This window comes from Curtobacterium flaccumfaciens, from assembly GCF_004361695.1.
In the GTDB taxonomy this organism is placed as follows: Bacteria; Actinomycetota; Actinomycetes; order Actinomycetales; family Microbacteriaceae; genus Curtobacterium; species Curtobacterium flaccumfaciens_B.
In genome coordinates this window covers 198,828-215,274 of sequence record NZ_SNVW01000006.1, presented here as the reverse complement: position 1 = coordinate 215,274, position 16,447 = coordinate 198,828, and the positions used below count along the sequence as shown (strand labels likewise).

Sequence of the window (16,447 nt, the reverse complement as noted above, 5' to 3'; positions counted from 1 at the left end):
CCACCAAGGGCGGCAAGACCACCTACACCAGCCACGACGTCAAGATCGTCAACTGACCAACACACAACCGAACACCACAACGCCCCCGCCCTCCACAAAGGAGGACGGGGGCGTTGTCCGTTCGACAAGCGTCAGCGCGGCGGCCGCCACAACACGATCTGCGTGTTCCGCTGCGGCCGCGACCCCGCCTTCAACGAGATCGCCGCACCACTCGCCGTGGCCGCGAACACCCGCGCACCCGGCCGGCTGATGAGCTGATCGGCCAACGCCGTCTCGAGCTCCCGCACCCGGTCCCGCAGTTCCTTGTTCTCGTTCTCGAGCTCGAGCACCCGCCGGATCCCCTCCAGCGACACCCCCTCGGAACCGAGTCGCGCGATCTCACGCAGCTGCGCGATGTCCCGCATCGAGTACCGGCGCGATCCACCGCGGGTCCGCCCAGGCACGACCAGGCCGAGCCGGTCGTACTGCCGCAGCGTCTGCGGGTGCATCTCGGCCAGCTCCGCCGCCACCGCGATCGCGAAGACGGGCGAGTTCTCGTCCATGTCGGTCATCGAGTGCTCCTTCCGTCGTTCGCGTGGTCTGAAAACCAGCCTGGAGGCTCGGCGAGCGTCCGTCAGGAAGCCGCGCCGCGCCTCCAGGCCCGGTCTACTGCGTTTCTTGCGTTGTCAACGCGCGCGTCAGCTGCGCGCCTTGGCGAGGAGGTCCTCGCGCGGGTTCTCGTCCGGCAGGGCCTCCGCGAGCGCCTCGACGGCCTCGCGCGCCTTGTCGGACAGGTGCGACGGCACCGCGACCTGGACGGTGGCGAGCAGGTCGCCCGTCCCGTTCTTGGTCGTGACACCGCGGCCCTTGACGCGGAGGACGCGACCCGACGGCGTGCCGGAAGCGACCTTCAGCTTGACGGGCTCGCCGCCGAGCGTCGGGACCTGGATCGTCGCGCCGAGCGCTGCCTCGACGAACGTCACGGGGACGTCCAGGCGGAGGTTCTGCCCGTCGCGCTCGAAGACCGGGTGCTTCCGGACGGTCACGGTGACCACGAGGTCACCGGCCTCACCGCCGTCGGGCGACGGTTCCCCGCGCCCACGGAGCCGGATCTTCTGGCCGTCGGCGACGCCCGCGGGGATGCGGACGTTCACCGGGCGGCCGTTGCCCTGCGAGAGCTTGACCGTCTCGCCGGCGATCGCGGTGGTGAAGTCGAGCGTCGTCGTCGCGGTGACGTCGCGCCCCTTCGTCGGACCGCCGAAGCCGCGGTAGCCGCCGGAGGGCTGGCCGAAGCCGCCGCCCGCGCCGCCACCGAACATGCCGCCGAGGATGTCCTCGAAGCCGCCGGCACCGCCGCCGCTCTGGCCGAAGCGGACACGCTGCCCGCCGCCCTGCTGCCCGAACATGCCCCCGAAGACGTCCTCGAACCCGCCGCCCTGGCCTCCGCCACCCGCCGTGAAGCGAGCGCCGGAACCCATGGCGCGGACCTGGTCGTACTCCTGGCGCTGCTCCTTGTCGGAGAGCACCGAGTAGGCCTCGCTGATCTCCTTGAAGCGGTTCTCGGCGGCAGCGTCACCCGGGTTGGAGTCCGGGTGGAACTGCCGTGCGAGCTTCCGGTAGGTCTTCTTCAGCTCGGCGTCGGAGGCGTCCTTGGACACCCCGAGGACCTTGTAGAAGTCCTTGTCGAACCAGTCCTGACTGGCCACGGATACCTACCTTTCGTCCTGCCGCACCGCTGCCCGGCTCAGGCCGGGACCGCCACCGCGACCTTGGCCGCACGGAGCACGCGCTCGCCGAGCTTGTAGCCCGGCTCGACGACGTCCGCCACGGTCTGGCCGGTGGCGCCCGGTGTCGGGAGCTGCACGATCGCCTCGTGGATGTTCGGGTCGAAGGACTCGCCCTTCTCGCCGATCTGCACGAGCTTGAACTTCTCGAAGCCGCCGCGGATCTTCTGGCCGATGACCTGCATGGGGCCCTCGGTCAGGTCGCCGTGCGCCTCGGCGCGGGTCAGGTCGTCGAGCGCCGGCAGGAGAGCCCGGACGACCTCGGCGATGGCGACCTCGCGGTTGGCCTCGCGGTCGCGCTCGACGCGCTTCCGGAAGTTCACCAGTTCGGCCTGCGCACGGAGCATGTCCGCGCGCATCTCGGCGACGAGGTCGCGGTCCGAGTCGGACAGCTTGTCCTCCTGGATTCCGCGAGCGGCGTCGTCGAGCAGTGCCTGGTCCTCGGGGCTCAGGTCGCTGGGCACCTCGACGTCGGGACCTTCGGCCTCGATGAGGTCCTCCGGCTGCTCGGCGTTGGTGGCGTCACCCTCGACCTGGGGCTCGTCCTCGTTGGGGACGTCGTCCTTGGGATCCGTCATCGTTACTTCTTGTCCTTGTCGTCCTCGTCGTCCACGACCTCGGCGTCGACGATGTCCTCGTCGTCGGCCGGCTGCTCGCCCGCGGGCTGCTCGCCACCGGCGGCAGCGCCTGCGTCCTGCTGCGAGTAGATCGCCTGACCGAGCTTGCCCTGCGACTCGTTGAGCTTGTCGAAGGCCGTCTTCACGGCGTCCTCGTCCTCGCCCGCGAGTGCGGACTTCAGGGAGTCGACGTCGGCCTGCACCTCGGACTTGACGTCCGCGGGGAGCTTCTCGTCGTTCTCCTTGATGAGCTTCTCGATCGAGTAGACGAGCTGCTCGGCCTGGTTGCGACGCTCGTTCGCCTCACGACGGGCCTTGTCCTCGGCGGCGTGCTCCTCGGCTTCGCGGACCATGCGCTCGATGTCCTCCTTCGGCAGCGACGAGCCGCCGGAGATGACCATCGACTGCTCCTTGCCGGTGCCCTTGTCCTTCGCGGACACGTGCACGATGCCGTTGGCGTCGATGTCGAAGGTGACCTCGACCTGCGGGACGCCACGAGGAGCCGGCGCGATGCCGGTGAGCTCGAACGTGCCGAGCGGCTTGTTGTCGCGGGTGAACTCGCGCTCGCCCTGGAAGACCTGGATCGCGACCGACGGCTGGTTGTCGTCGGCGGTCGTGAAGGTCTCGCTCCGCTTGGTCGGGATCGCGGTGTTGCGGTCGATGAGCTTCGTCATCAGCCCGCCCTTGGTCTCGATGCCGAGCGACAGCGGCGTGACGTCGATGAGCAGGACGTCCTTGCGCTCGCCCTTCAGCACGCCGGCCTGCAGTGCGGCGCCGACGGCGACGACCTCGTCCGGGTTGACGCCCTGGTTCGGCGACTTGCCACCGGTCAGCGACTTGACGACCTCGGCCACGGCGGGCATGCGGGTCGAGCCGCCGACGAGGACCACGTGCGCGATGTCGTTGACGGACACGCCCGCTTCCTTGATGACGTCGTTGAAGGGCTTCTTCGTGCGGTCGAGCAGGTCGGAGGTCATCTGCTCGAACTGGGCGCGCGAGATGGTCTCGTCGAGGTTCAGCGGGCCGTCGGCCGTCAGCGTGAGGTACGGCAGCTGGATGCTGGCGCTCAGCTGGCTCGACAGCTCCTTCTTGGCCTGCTCGGCGGCTTCCTTGAGGCGCTGCTTGGCGATCTTGTCCGTGGACAGGTCGACGCCGTGCTCGTCCTTGAACTTCTTGATCAGGTAGTCGACGATGCGCTGGTCCCAGTCGTCACCACCGAGGCGGTTGTCACCGGAGGTCGCACGGACCTGGATCGTGGAGAAGTCGTCGTCCTTGCCCACCTCGAGCAGGGAGACGTCGAACGTGCCGCCACCGAGGTCGAAGACCAGGATGAGCTCGTCTTCCTTGCCCTTGTCGAGGCCGTAGGCCAGCGCGGCCGCGGTCGGCTCGTTGATGATGCGGAGGACGTTGAGCCCGGCGATCTCACCGGCGTCCTTCGTGGCCTGGCGCTCGGCGTCGTTGAAGTACGCCGGCACGGTGATGACCGCGTCGGTGACGTCTTCACCGAGGTACTGCTCGGCGTCGCGCTTGAGCTTGCCGAGGATGCGCGCGGAGATCTCCTGCGGCGTGTACTTCTTGCCGTCGATGTCCGTCGTCCAGTCGGTGCCGATGTGGCGCTTGACCGAGGCGATGGTGCGGTCGACGTTCGTGACGGCCTGGCGCTTGGCGGTCTCGCCGACCAGGACCTCGCCGTCCTTGGTGAACGCGACGATCGACGGCGTGGTGCGCATGCCCTCGGCGTTGGCGATGACGGTGGGCTCGCCACCTTCGAGAACGCTGACGACCGAGTTGGTGGTTCCGAGGTCGATGCCTACTGCACGTCCCATGTGTGGGTGCTCCTTCTGTCGGTGCGTGATGCTGAAGTCTGCGGACTTGCGTCCGATGGACTCAACTCTACTCCGGACTGGAGGCGCGTCAACTCTGGGAGCTGAAAGTTGCGTCAGAGGGACGCAAGTTCTCGGGCCGTGCCCGCGTTGGCATCGCACGGCTATGCAATATTGTGCGTTGGTATTTCACATGCTAATCTTGGAGACATCTGCTGAGCCGTGCACGACGCGTGGCCCGACACGAAGGAACCCAACACATGACTCCCTCCATCAAGGGCACGCTCGCCGCCGGCTTGGCGGCCGCGACGATCCTGTCCGGCCTGAGCTTCGGCCCTGCCGCGGCCACCGCCGCTCCCGCCAAGTCCCCCAAGGCCTCTTCGAACGCCGTCCTCGGCCAGACCAAGCTGCTCTTCCAGGGCTGGCAAACCCAGGTCCACTCCGTTGAGCACGCCGACACGTACAACGAGGTCGTTTCGTACTCGACTCTCGCTGCTGCTCAGGCGGGGGCACGTACGTACAATGTTGTGGAATCGAGCCAGAGTGGATGGTTCAGGCTCGAAAACAGCGGCCGCTGCGTCGTTGGAACGACGACGACCGGCCTCGAGACGTACATCGGCATCTCGACCGGCTGTTCCGATTCGGCCACCAACGACTGGCGACTCCAGAACGGCAAGTTGCAGAACCGCCAGTACAACTCCTTCGTCGGCAGTCCGAAAAACCTCGCCGGAGATGGTCGCCGCGTCATGTCATTCGCCACCCCGGGAAGCGACTTCCTCGGGGACACGTCGGCGTTCGTCTCCAAGACTGCGCTGACGGCGTCGGTGACGAGCGTGAACAACGTCGCGAAGTCGGCCGTCATCGGTGGCACCGCGACGAAGAGCGCGACGATCAAGGTCGGCACGCAGCAGGTCACCGCCAACGCCACGACCGGTGCGTGGTCGATGACCATCACCGGCCTCGCCAACGGTGCGAACTCCCGCACGGTCGAGCAGCACGTCGGTGGGACCAAGATCGACCAGAAGGTCCTCTCGATCACCGTCCTCGCGAACGGCGCAGTCGATCCCTCGGCGTTCAGCTCGTTCACGCTCCAGCGGGGCGCTGACACGAACGTGCAGTTCGGCGTCAAGACGAAGGCCGACGGCTTCACCAGCCTCAACGGCACCGTCGTCCTCAACGCGCCGACGGGCACCACCTTCAAGTCCGGCCAGACCTCGCTCCAGGCGCAGTTCCGTCACGCGGGCGAGACGAACTGGTCGAACACGACGGCCCTCAACCTCACGGGCGGCACGCTGAGCAACAGCAACCGGACCCTGACGTTCCAGCTCGCGTCCGCCGCAGGAGTCCGATTCAACAACAACTCCGAAGTCCGATGGGGCGCGCTCGTCAGCACCCCGAGCAATGCCGCCAGCGGCAACGGCACGCTCGGGTTCACGTTCGACGGCACCACCAACAAGGGCACCTACCGAGCACAGGGCACCACAGGCACGATCATCCCCGCCCCGTCCGAGAACGGCGGCTTCATCTTCGCCGACAAGGACGCCGTTGCCCTCGACCGCGAGAAGGCAACCGCAGTCGAGTCCGGCCTCGTGGCGTACGAAGCGGGGATCACCTCGATGACCGGCTCGGTCGTGTTCACCGCCCCCGCCGGGACGACCTTCTCGACCGGGCAGGCCACACTTCCCGGCCAGTGGCGCCAGGCGGGCGACACCGCATGGGACTCCCGCTTCGGCTACAACCTGACGAACGGCGTCCGGAGCAACGGCGGCCGCACGTTGACCTACGACAGCAACATCACCGGGATGAACAGCAGCGTCGGCTCCCAGTACCGTTGGCAGCCCGAGGTCAAGGTCACGGCCGGCGCAGAGGGCGGCTCGGGAAGCATGGCGGCGACGTACTCCGGCGCCACCAACAAGGGCAGCTTCAACCTGTCGGGTTCGACGCCGACGACGATCGAGACCGAAACCGTCGCGCTGTCCGCCGAGGTCCGCAAGGTGAACAGCGTCGCACGCTCCGCCGTCGTCGGCGGCACGGCGACGCCCGGCGCAACGGTCCAGGTCGGCACGCAGGACGTCACCGCCGACGACACCACCGGCGCGTGGTCGATGACCGTCACCGGCCTGGCCGTGGGCGAGCAGAACCGTACCGTCGAGCAGCTCGTCAACGGCACCAAGGTCGACCAGAAGGTCGTCGCGATCACCGTCGCCGAGAACGGCACCATCGTCCCCGGCACCTCCCCCGCGGTCGAGATCACGGCCGGCGAGACCAAGGCCGTTCAGGTCCTCGCGTCCGCCAACGGTCCCGTCACCAAGCCCGAGGGTGCGATCACCTTCACCGCACCGGAGGGCACGACCTTCCCGGCCGGCCAGGACGAGATCCAGGGTGCCTTCCAGACCGGCGGGACCGGCAACTGGAACAACCAGGCGAGCATGAAGCTCACCGACGGCGTCCGCTCCGACGACGGCACGACCTACACGTACAACTGGGACCCGGCCGCCAACGGCTCGCCCGCGTGGAACGTCGTGGACAAGACGAACGTCCGCTGGTCGATCAACGTCGCCGCGAACGCCGACGCCGCCGCCACCAGCACGAACCTCGGCTTCGTCCTCGCCGGTGACGCCACCCAGGGCGACTTCCGCGCCCAGGGCTCCACCGCCGTCACCATCCAGGACTCCAACGTCGACCTGACCGCGCTGCTGCAGAGCACCGACCACGTCGCCAAGTCCGCCGTCATCGGTGGCATCGCGACCCCGGGCGCGACCATCCGCGTCGGCACCCAGACCGTCGTCGCGGACGCCGAGACCGGCGACTGGACGATGACGCTCGCGGACCTCGCGACCGGGGCCAACGAGATCACGGTCGAACAGCTCATCGGTGGCACCAAGATCGACGACGAGTCGCTCACGATCACCATCCTCGAGAACGGCGGGCTCACCCCCTCCGACTACGACGCCTTCACGCTGAACCCGGCGAAGGACACGAACGTCCAGTTCGGCTTCACCTCGGACGTGAACACGCTCACCGCGATCAACGGGACGGTCGTCCTCACCGCGCCCGAGGGCACCACGTTCAAGTCCGGCTTCCCGACGCTGACCGGTCAGTACCGTCACGCCGAGAGCAGCGGATGGACGAACTCCGCCCTCCTGCAGCTGAAGAACGGCACGATCAGCAACGACGGTCGTACGCTGACCTACGACCACGTCAACGGGAGCGGGATCGCGCTCAAGGAAGGCACCCAGGTCCGCTGGGGCGCGGTCGTCACCACGCCGGCCGTGCAGTCTGCCGGGGCCGGTGACCTCGGGTTCGTCTTCGAGGGTTCGAGCAACAAGGGCACGTACCGCGCCGCCGGCACGACCGACGTCGTCTTCAACGCGTCCTTGACCGCCGGGGTCAGCAAGGTGAACAACATCGCTCGCTCCGCCGTCATCGGCGGCACCGCGACGCCGGGTGCGACCGTCAAGGTCGGCACGCAGGAGGTCACGGCGCACGAGACGACCGGCGCGTGGTCGATGACCGTCACCGGCCTCGCCGTGGGCGCGCAGAACCGCACCGTCGAACAGCTCGTCAACGGCACCAAGGTCGACCAGAAGGTCGTCGCCATCACCGTCGGCGAGAACGGCACCATCGTCCCGGGCACCTCGCCCGCGGTCGAGATCGCGGCCGGCGAGACCAAGGCCGTCCAGGTCCTCGCCACCGCGAACGGTGCGCTGCGTCTGCCCGAGGGCACGATCGAGTTCAACGCTCCGGAGGGCACCACCTTCCCCGCTGGCCAGAACACCATCAACGGCCAGTACCAGATGGGTGGCTCGGGTGGATGGGCCGGCACCGGCATGCAGCTGACCGACGGCGTCCGCTCCGACGACGGCAAGACCTACACGTACACCTGGAAGGCCTCCACCGGTTCGCCGACCTGGGCCGTGACGGACAAGACCAACTTCCGCTGGTCGATCAACGTCGCCGCGAACGCCGACGCCGCCTCCGCCACCACGAGCCTCGGCTTCGTCCTCGCCGGTGACGCCACCCAGGGCGACTTCCGCGCCCAGGGCTCCACGACGGTCACCATCCAGGACAGCGCTCCGGCCACTCCGACGGCGGAGGGGTACTTCACCTCCAACGTCCGCGAGTGGGCAGGCATCCGCGGCACCGGCCAGACCGGTGCGACCGTCCAGGCGAAGAACACCGCCGGCGCGGTCATCGCGAGCCAGGTCATCACCAACTCCAACGGCTCGTACAACCTCGCCATCGACCCCTCGAAGGTCGGATTCGGAGCACAGCAGTTCTCCGTCAGCCAGACCCGTGACGGCAAGACGTCCGAGCCGATCGCGGTCACGCTCGACTACGGCCAGAACGCGCCGCGGATCACCTCGGTCGCCGAAGGCGGTGTGATCGGCAACGAGGGCGTCGAGCTCTCCGGAACCGGCACGACCGGTGGCAACGTCCAGGTGAACGGTACGGACTTCTCGAACAACATCTCCATCGCCAACACGGACGTGGAGAACGGTGTCTGGACTGCCAGCAACGCTGATCTGAACCTCCCTGCTGGCCTCTACCAGCTGTGGGCGCACCAGCGCACCAAGGGCGGCAAGCTCGTCATGACCCACGTCACGGTCCGTGTCGAGCAGAGCACGCCGAGCGCGCCGACGGCCGAGGGGTACTTCACCTCGAACGTCCGCGAGTGGGCAGGCATCCGCGGCACCGGCCAGATCGGTGCGACCGTCCAGGCGAAGAACTCGGCCGGTACGGTCATCGCCAGCCAGGTCATCACCTCCGGCGCCTACAACCTCGCCATCGACCCGTCGAAGGTCGGTTTCGGGGAGCAGGCCTTCTCGGTCAGCCAGACGCGAGCGGGCAAGACGTCCGAGTCCGTGCCGGTGACGCTCGACTACGGCCAGAACACGGTCGCGTTCACGGGCCTCTCCGAGGGCGGAACGATCGGCAGTGAGGACCTCGAGTTCACCGGTACCGGCTCCGCCGGCGGCAACGTGCAGGTCAACGGCACGGACTTCACGACCAACACCCCCATCGGGAACGCGGACGTCCGCAACGGAACCTGGACGGTGTCCAACGACGAGCTGACGCTGCCGACTGGCGCCTACCAGATCTGGGCGCACCAGCGCACCAAGGGCGGCAAGCTCGTCATGACCCACACCACGGTGCGGGTCGAGCAGAGCATGCCGAACGCGCCGACGGCGGAGGGGTACTTCACCTCCAACGTCCGCGAGTGGGCAGGCATCCGCGGCACCGGCCAGACCGGTGCGACCGTCCAGGCGAAGAACACCGCCGGCGCGGTCATCGCGAGCCAGGTCATCACCAACTCCAACGGCTCGTACAACCTCGCCATCGACCCCTCGAAGGTCGGATTCGGAGCACAGCAGTTCTCCGTCAGCCAGACCCGCAAGGAGCAGACCTCGCAGTCTGTGCCGGTGACGCTCGACTACGGCCAGAACACTCCTGCGATCACGTCGCAGACGGAAGGCGGCATCGTCGGTGACCGGAACCTCGAGATCTCGGGGACGGGCAACGACGGCGCGAACGTCCAGGTGAACGGGACCGACTTCTCGGCGTCCACCCCGATCGGGAACACGGACGTGCGGAACGGCGTCTGGTCCACCACCAACTCGGAACTGACGCTGCCGACCGGCCGGTACCAGTTCTGGGCGCACCAGCGCACCAAGGGCGGCAAGCTCGTCATGACCCACGTGACGGTCCGCGTGCAGTAGTCAGCAACCGCTGAACGAGCACCACCCGAGCAAGCCCTGAGAAGCGGGGCATCCGGACTCCCGGATGCCCCGCTTTTCTATGTCACATGTTAGTATATTGAGTACCAGAACCTCCGAAAGGACCACCATGCGCACCTCCACGAAGACCCGCCGCACCCTCATCGCCGTCGCCACCGCTGCGTCCCTGGCCGCGCTCCTGGCCGGCTGCTCGACCGGCGGATCCACCCCCGACAAGACGGCCAAGGCTTCCCCCACCGCGGAACGGACCCCCAACCCGACCTCCGACATCGTCGCCCCTCCGCTCGAGCAGGCCGAGGTCCCGTGCACCGACGGCACGGCCACGATCGCCGACGTCAACAACAAGGAGGTGACCCTCGGCGACTGCGCCACCGTCGTGGTCGAGTCGAGCAACACCGTGATCCACCTCGGCGCGGTCGAGAGCCTCACCGTGAAGGGCGCGATCAACGGCATCGACGTCAAGTCCGTCGACAAGGTGGTCATCTCCGGCGACGGCAACCGCGTCAGCACCCCGTCGAAGCCGAAGGTCGACGACTCCGGCAAGAGCAACACCGTCCAGCGCTGATCCCGGCCGGGCCAGAGCGATGCGCACCCGCACCACGGCACCCGACTGGGCGGACTCACGGGAGCTCGGCTCCGCAGCCACCCGTGGTGTGGTGGCATCGGCACTGACGACCTGGGGCCGGTTCTCGATCCAGCTCGTCACGATGATCCTCGTGGCACGCATGATCGGGCCGTCCGAGTTCGGCGCAGCAGCCACGGCTCTCGTCGCGGTCACTGCCGCCGAGCTCGTCCGCTCCGGGGGCATCACCTGGCTCGTGTCCCGGGCACCCGCGCTCTCCGCCGGCGCGGCCAGCACCCTGCACCGCCTCAGCATCGCGGTCGGCGCCCTCGTTGCGCTCGCGCTGCTCGTCGCCGGCGCCCTCACCCCCGCGGCCGTCCTGCCCGCGGGGGTGTGGACGTTCCCGCTCCTCGCGGTCGTCTTCCTCGCCGCGGGTGTCGGCGCAGTCCCGACCGCCTTGCTCGCCCGGAACCTCAGGTTCCGACCGATCGGCACGGCCGAGGTCGCCGCCGCCGTGGTCTCGTGCACGGTCGCGATCAGCGCTGCCGCCGCGGGCCTCGGTGGTGGTGCTCCGCTCCTCCAGGCGGCCTCGTACGCGGTCGTCCTGTGCGGCATCGTCGTCGCCCGGACACCGTGGCGCCCGGGTGTCGCCGCGCCCCTCCGCACCCTCCGCGCCGAGCTCGCCTTCGCCGGCAACGCGACCGTGTCACAAGGGCTCGAGTGGCTGGTCCGCAGCTTCGATCGACTCGTCGTCGCGGCGCTGTTCGGCACTGCTGCGGCCGGGGTGTACGTCCAGGCGTCACAGCTCGTGGTGCTCCCCGTCGAACAGGTCAACGGTCCACTCCGTCGCGTGGCCGTGCCGGCGCTCGCACGCCTCGTCGAGGATCCGGCACGGTACCGAACCGCATTCCGGGCGGTCCTCCTGCTGGCGTGCAGCGTCCTGTGGCCCGCCCTCGCCGTCCTCGCGGTCCTCGCTGAGCCCGCCGTCGTGTCGCTGTTCGGCACCGCGTGGGCCGAGTCCGTCCCGCTGTTCCGCGCGATGGTCCCGCTGGGCATGGCCACCGTGGTGACGAGCGTCACGACGTTCGTCGCGCTCTCCCACGGCCTGGCCGGTCGTCAGACCCTGTGGGACTGCTTCGTCAGCCGCCCGCTCACCGTCGTCGCGTTCTTCGTCGGCAGCGCGTGGGGTGTCACCGGCGTCGCCGTGGGCGCCTCCGTCGTCACGGTCCTGCTGACCGTCCCCGGCTTCCTCGTCATCGCCGCGCGCGCTGGCCTCGCAGTCCGCGACCTCCTCTCGGCACTCGTCGAGCCCGCAGTGGTGGCGGCCGTCTGCACGGCCGTCGCGCTTCTCCTGACGACCGCGACGGATCTGCCGCAGCTCGGCACGCTGACCGTCGCCGGCGGCAGCGCGATCGTCGTGTGGGCGGTCCTGCTCCTCGCGCTCCCCAGGACGCGAACGCTCGTGGCGCGCGCCCGCCGTCGCGGCGTGACGCTCGCAGGTCCGGCGGCCGGCTGACGGCTCGGAGTTCCACCAGCGGCCGCGCCGCTGGGAGCGCCCTGGGCGCGACGACGGACAGGAGGCGCGGTGCGGGTCGGACCCGCACCGCGCCTCCTGTCCGGGGTCGCGTCAACCGCCCGTCAGCGACATGCGCGCAGCAGTGCTTCCTCGAGTTCGCCGACGATGCCGTCCAGTCCGAACCGGCGTGCGCTGACGCGGGCAGCGGCTCCGAGCCGGTCGCCGAGCGCCGTGTCGTCGACGAGCCGACCTATCGCCGCGGCGAGCGCGACATCGTCGCCCGGCGGGACGAGGAGACCGTCGACACCGTCCTCGATGAGTTCTGCGGGTCCGCCGGCCGCACTGGCGATCACCGGTCGACCAGCTGCCATCGCCTCGACGACGACCTGCCCGAATCCCTCGGGCAACGGGCTGGCGTGGACGGCGATGCCGGCGTTCGCGAGTTCTGTCGACACGTCGGTGACGTGCCCGAGGAAGTCGACGCGGTCAGCGACGCCGAGCTGGTCCGCGAGCGCGCGGAGACCGTCCGCGTACGCGGCGTCACGGGGGAACAGCGCCGCTCCGGCGATCCGGAGGCGCGGCGCGGTCGGCCCCGCCGCCCTTGCCGTGGCGCGAGCGAACGCGCGGATCGCGACGTCCTGCCCCTTGAAGGCCGACAGCCGACCGACGACGACGACGTCGGACGAGGCGACGGGTGTGTGCGGAGGGATGCTGACCGGACACCCGACCACGGTCACCGGTGCGCGACCCCCGAGCGAGCGGGCCGTGCAGCGTGAATTGGCGATCACCGCGGACGGGAGTGTCCTGAGCACGGTGCGCAGCAGGACGGTGTTGGCCCGGTGCACGTCAGCGGTCCCGAGCACCCCGTGCAGGTGCGCGACGACCGGCACCCGGATGAGACGACCGGCCAGCCCGCCGTACAGGTGCGCCTTGGCCGAGTGCGTCGTGACGGCGGCCACGCGGCGAGCGCGGAGCACACGCGCGGTCCGGCGGACGGTCGCCACGACCCCCAGCGACTTGCCGATCGTGGCACCGCCGCGGCTCTGCCCGGTGTGGGAGCGGACCGTCGTGGGGAGCTCCACCACCTCGACGTCGACGCCGCGTTCGACGAGGGCATGCTCGAGCGGGCCGTGCTCCCCGAGCACCACGAGCGGCCGGATGCGTCGCATCGCCGCGGTCACCCGCAGGAGGAAGAGCTCGGCGCCGGACAGCTGCGCCGAGTGTGTCAGGAACGCGACGACGGGACGGCTGTCGTTCACCGGCCGGTCCACGCCGTCACCTCCGCTCGGAACCGCTCCGGAGCGAACCGGTCGGCGTCGCGCCGGCACGCAGCCGGGTCGAGGCGGACGGCCGCGTCCACCGCCGACCGCAGGGTGACCGGGTCGTGATCGGGAAGGTGGACACCGCTGCGGGCCGAGACCGAGTCGCGGCTCCCGCCGATGTCGGACACCAGGACCGGGGTGCCGAGCGCCATCGCTTCGACGGGCAGGATCCCGAAGTCCTCGACGCCGGGGAAGACCAACACGGCCGCACGGTCGAGCAGGCACGCGAGCAGCCGGTCCGACGGCGCGGTGACGAAGGTGACGTCCGCGCCCGACGCTGCGGCGAGGGCTCGGAGCCGCGCTTCGTCCGGACCGCACCCGGCGATGACGACCGGCCGCCCCGTGGCGACGCCGGCAGCGATCACGACGTCGAGCCGCTTGTACGCCACGAAGCGGGATGCGCCGAGCACGAAGTCGTCCGGCAGCTCGTCGAGGACCGTGCGCTCGGCGTCGGTGAACGCATCGGTGGCGCGCACGGCGTCTCGGACGCGCCGCACGTCCACCGGCGGGTGGATGACGATCGACTCGACGCCCCACGTGCGACGGACACGCTCCTGCACGAACACGCTGTTGACGGCGAGGTTCCGGATCCCGGAGGCGCGGGCGCGGTCGAGTCGTCGGAACGCCGGCCCGGCGAGTCGTGCAGCGAGCGACCGGCCCCGCTCGTCGAGCTCGGGGCTCCAGAGGTAGCGAGCGGGTGTGTGCGCGTAGGTGAACTGCCGTTCGGGCGCGACCCCGGCGACCCGCACCTGGTGGGCGAAGAGGTGCGAGCTCACCAGCGCCCAGTCGTGCTCACCGAGGGCGGCGGCGGCGCGGCGCCAGACGCTCGGCATGAACGGCATGGCCGCAGCCTTCCGCCCACGAAGCGGCGTCCGAGCAAGGGGACTCTCGTGCACACGACCGGCTCGGTAGCGGTCCGGGTGGTCGTTCCAGAGGCAGAGGATGTCTGCGTCGGGGTGCATCGCCGCGAACTCGTCGAGCACCCGCTCGGCACCGCCCACGCGTTCGATCCACTCGTGGACGATGAGGCCACGCCCGGTCACAGCGCGCCGCCTCGGGTCGCGTCGTCGAACCGCACCAGGAGCGCCACCAGCGAGTCGATCGCGGAATCGATCCGATCGGCCATCGCGCGGAACTCGGCCGCTGCGCCGCGGACCGGATCAGCGAGGTCGTCCACGCCGCCGCCGGGGTTCCCGGTCACGGCGCGCTGGCGGGCGAGGAGTTCGTGGACCGTGTCACCCGCGCGGACGGTGTCCCCGTCCCACGAGTCCAGCAGCGGCCCTGCGAGCCGGTCCAGTTCGAGCAGGGTGAAGGTTCGCCGGAGGACTGCCGGAGCGAGGTCGAGGACGTCGCCCCGCTGTCGTCGTTCCATGGTGAGGACGAGGTGCTGGCCACGGAGCGCGGCCGTCTCGATCGGACGAGCACGGTGGGCGGTGAGGCCGTCGCGTGCGCCTGCCGTCCGGACGAGGTCGCTGAGGCGTTCGTGGGCGGCGGCTCCGGCGGGAGCCTTCGTGCCGGCGCTCGACACATGTGCCGGGCGCGCACCGGGAAGGGTGCGCCAGCGTTCGGCGAAGGCCGCCACCGCGTAGGGCGAGCGGCAGATGTTGCCCTCGCACACGAACAGGATCGACCGCGGGGTCATCGGGGGCCTGCCTTGCCATCGCGAGCCCGGCGAGCACGACGTGGGCTCTCGCTGACCGGCGTGCTCGGCGCGTACCCGTAGTAGGTCGACTGGCGTCGTTGCCCGCGCACACGGTTGGCGACGAGTCCGAGCACGCGCGCACCGACGGCGTCGAGCGTGGCGAGTGCCTGCCCGACCTCGGTCGTCGTCGCCCGCCCGTCGACCGCGGTCACGAACAGCACGCCCGAGGACAGGCCGGCCAACACGGTGGGATCGGTGACGGGGAGCACCGGCGGCGCGTCGATGATGACGTAGTCGTACGTCTGCCGGACGATGTCGAGCAGCATGCTCATCTGGCGGGAGCCGAGGAGCTCACTCGGGTTCGGCGGGACGCGTCCGGCCGACAGGACGTGGAGCCCGTGGGTGCCGACGGTCTGGACGGCGTCCTCGAGCTCGACCTGGTGCGTGAGGACGGTGGAGAGACCGACCCGACTCTCGATGTCGAGCGAGACGCTCGTCGAGGGACGTCGGAGGTCGGCGTCGATGAGGATCACCCGGTGCCCGTTCTGCGCGAGGGTCAACGCCAGGTTGACGGAGGTCGAGGACTTCCCCTCGCCTGGGACGGCGCTCGTGACGACGACCGTCTGGGGTCCGCCGTCGAGGTTCGTGAAGGTCAGGTGGGTCCGGAGTTGCCGGAACGCCTCAGCCCGACCGGAGTAGTTGCTGTCCATCTCGACGAGGGGAGCGGTCGCCATGTCCTCGTCGAGCGGGATCTCGGCGAGCACGGTGCGGTCGGCGGTCCTGCGGAGGATCTCGACGGAGCGGATCTTCGTGTCGACCGTCTCGCGGAGCAGCGCCAACCCGATCCCCGACCCGATGCCGACGAGCAGCCCGAGTGCGATGTTGACGGGGATCCGAGGAGACACCGGCGCAGACGGGGCCGTGGCCTTCTGGTAGACGCTCAGCTGGACCAGCGCCTGCCCGTCGGCACCGGTCCGCTCGATACCGGCGACGACCGCGACCAGTTCCTCGGCGACGGCGTCGGCGAGTGCGATCGCATCGTTCCGAGTCGCCTGGGTGGCGCCGATGGTCAGGATCACGGTGTCGGCCGTCGACGTTGCGCGGACTGCGCGCTCCAGTTCCGAGACCGATCCCTCGACACCGGCCGCCCGCGCTGCGTCACGAAGGACCCGGGGCGCCGTGGCGAGTTCGGCGTAGGACGAGACCCGCGCCTCGGAGAAGGACCCGCCCTGGCTGAGGTCGCTCGCGCTCACGCTGCCGCTGACGGAGACGAAGACCGAGGCCTCGGCGCGGTACATCGGCGTCTGGACGAGGGTGACGACGCCTGCGGCCGCGATGCCCAGGAGCGTCAGAGCTGCGACCCACCACCGGCGGCGGCGCATCACTGCGAGGAACTGCGAGAGCGTCATGGTGGGCCTCCGGGTCGGTTGTGCTGCCGTCAATATACTGTAACATGTATTTCAT

The 16,447-nt window shown here is 69.6% G+C and carries 11 protein-coding genes; 3 read left to right on the top strand and 8 right to left on the bottom strand.

What is annotated here, in order from left to right; genetic code table 11:
• Positions 1-131: 131 nt before the first annotated feature.
• The 4 genes from EDF64_RS10920 to dnaK form a co-directional block, all read right to left on the bottom strand.
• Complete coding sequence (locus EDF64_RS10920; RefSeq protein ID WP_133520026.1) at positions 132-542, bottom strand: heat shock protein transcriptional repressor HspR; 411 nt, start codon at positions 540-542, stop codon at positions 132-134.
• Between the two features lie 135 nt (positions 543-677).
• A complete protein-coding gene (locus tag EDF64_RS10915; RefSeq protein ID WP_133520004.1) occupies positions 678-1,685 on the bottom strand; it encodes a DnaJ C-terminal domain-containing protein in 1,008 nt (335 codons plus the stop codon).
• A 38-nt stretch (positions 1,686-1,723) separates the two neighbouring features.
• On the bottom strand, positions 1,724-2,341 hold the full coding sequence (locus EDF64_RS10910; protein ID WP_133520003.1) for a nucleotide exchange factor GrpE: 618 nt from the start codon (positions 2,339-2,341) through the stop codon (positions 1,724-1,726).
• 2 nt (positions 2,342-2,343) lie between these two features.
• Positions 2,344-4,206 (bottom strand): molecular chaperone DnaK, encoded by a 1,863-nt coding sequence (gene dnaK, locus EDF64_RS10905; RefSeq protein ID WP_133520002.1) that lies wholly within the window; start codon positions 4,204-4,206, stop codon positions 2,344-2,346.
• 257 nt (positions 4,207-4,463) lie between these two features.
• Here dnaK and EDF64_RS10900 point away from each other — a divergent pair, with 257 nt between their 5' ends.
• The 3 genes from EDF64_RS10900 to EDF64_RS10890 all read left to right on the top strand — a co-directional run bounded on the left by EDF64_RS10900 (position 4,464) and on the right by EDF64_RS10890 (position 12,019).
• Positions 4,464-9,923, top strand: coding sequence for a beta strand repeat-containing protein (locus tag EDF64_RS10900; protein WP_133520001.1), 5,460 nt, complete (start codon positions 4,464-4,466; stop codon positions 9,921-9,923).
• A 127-nt stretch (positions 9,924-10,050) separates the two neighbouring features.
• Complete coding sequence (locus EDF64_RS10895; RefSeq protein WP_133520000.1) at positions 10,051-10,506, top strand: DUF3060 domain-containing protein; 456 nt, start codon at positions 10,051-10,053, stop codon at positions 10,504-10,506.
• A gap of 19 nt (positions 10,507-10,525) precedes the next feature.
• Positions 10,526-12,019, top strand: a complete 1,494-nt coding sequence (locus EDF64_RS10890) for an oligosaccharide flippase family protein (RefSeq protein WP_133519999.1) — start codon at positions 10,526-10,528, stop codon at positions 12,017-12,019.
• A 122-nt stretch (positions 12,020-12,141) separates the two neighbouring features.
• Here the strand turns inward: EDF64_RS10890 and EDF64_RS10885 are convergent, their stop codons facing one another.
• Genes EDF64_RS10885 through EDF64_RS10870 form a run of 4 tightly spaced genes read right to left on the bottom strand, consistent with a single transcriptional unit; the run spans position 12,142 to position 16,392 of the window.
• Complete coding sequence (locus tag EDF64_RS10885; RefSeq protein WP_133519998.1) at positions 12,142-13,278, bottom strand: glycosyltransferase; 1,137 nt, start codon at positions 13,276-13,278, stop codon at positions 12,142-12,144.
• Positions 13,275-14,384 (bottom strand): glycosyltransferase, encoded by a 1,110-nt coding sequence (locus EDF64_RS10880; protein ID WP_133519997.1) that lies wholly within the window; start codon positions 14,382-14,384, stop codon positions 13,275-13,277. The genes EDF64_RS10885 and EDF64_RS10880 overlap by 4 nt, the downstream gene beginning before the upstream one ends.
• Positions 14,381-14,983: a low molecular weight phosphatase family protein gene (locus tag EDF64_RS10875; protein ID WP_133519996.1), complete on the bottom strand. Its 603-nt coding sequence runs from the start codon at positions 14,981-14,983 to the stop codon at positions 14,381-14,383. The genes EDF64_RS10880 and EDF64_RS10875 overlap by 4 nt, the downstream gene beginning before the upstream one ends.
• On the bottom strand, positions 14,980-16,392 hold the full coding sequence (locus tag EDF64_RS10870; RefSeq protein ID WP_133519995.1) for a polysaccharide biosynthesis tyrosine autokinase: 1,413 nt from the start codon (positions 16,390-16,392) through the stop codon (positions 14,980-14,982). Before EDF64_RS10870 ends, EDF64_RS10875 begins: the two co-directional genes overlap by 4 nt.
• Positions 16,393-16,447 lie beyond the last annotated feature (55 nt).

Excerpts from the sequence above, each read along its gene's own strand:
- dnaK (WP_133520002.1), bottom strand. The coding sequence starts at position 4,206 with ATGGGACGTGCAGTAGGCATCGACCTCGGAACCACCAACTCGGTCGTC.
- EDF64_RS10920 (WP_133520026.1), bottom strand. The coding sequence starts at position 542 with ATGGACGAGAACTCGCCCGTCTTCGCGATCGCGGTGGCGGCGGAGCTG.
- EDF64_RS10870 (WP_133519995.1), bottom strand. The coding sequence starts at position 16,392 with ATGACGCTCTCGCAGTTCCTCGCAGTGATGCGCCGCCGCCGGTGGTGG.
- EDF64_RS10900 (WP_133520001.1), top strand. The coding sequence starts at position 4,464 with ATGACTCCCTCCATCAAGGGCACGCTCGCCGCCGGCTTGGCGGCCGCG.
- EDF64_RS10890 (WP_133519999.1), top strand. The coding sequence starts at position 10,526 with ATGCGCACCCGCACCACGGCACCCGACTGGGCGGACTCACGGGAGCTC.
- EDF64_RS10895 (WP_133520000.1), top strand. The coding sequence starts at position 10,051 with ATGCGCACCTCCACGAAGACCCGCCGCACCCTCATCGCCGTCGCCACC.
- EDF64_RS10910 (WP_133520003.1), bottom strand. The coding sequence starts at position 2,341 with ATGACGGATCCCAAGGACGACGTCCCCAACGAGGACGAGCCCCAGGTC.
- EDF64_RS10875 (WP_133519996.1), bottom strand. The coding sequence starts at position 14,983 with ATGACCCCGCGGTCGATCCTGTTCGTGTGCGAGGGCAACATCTGCCGC.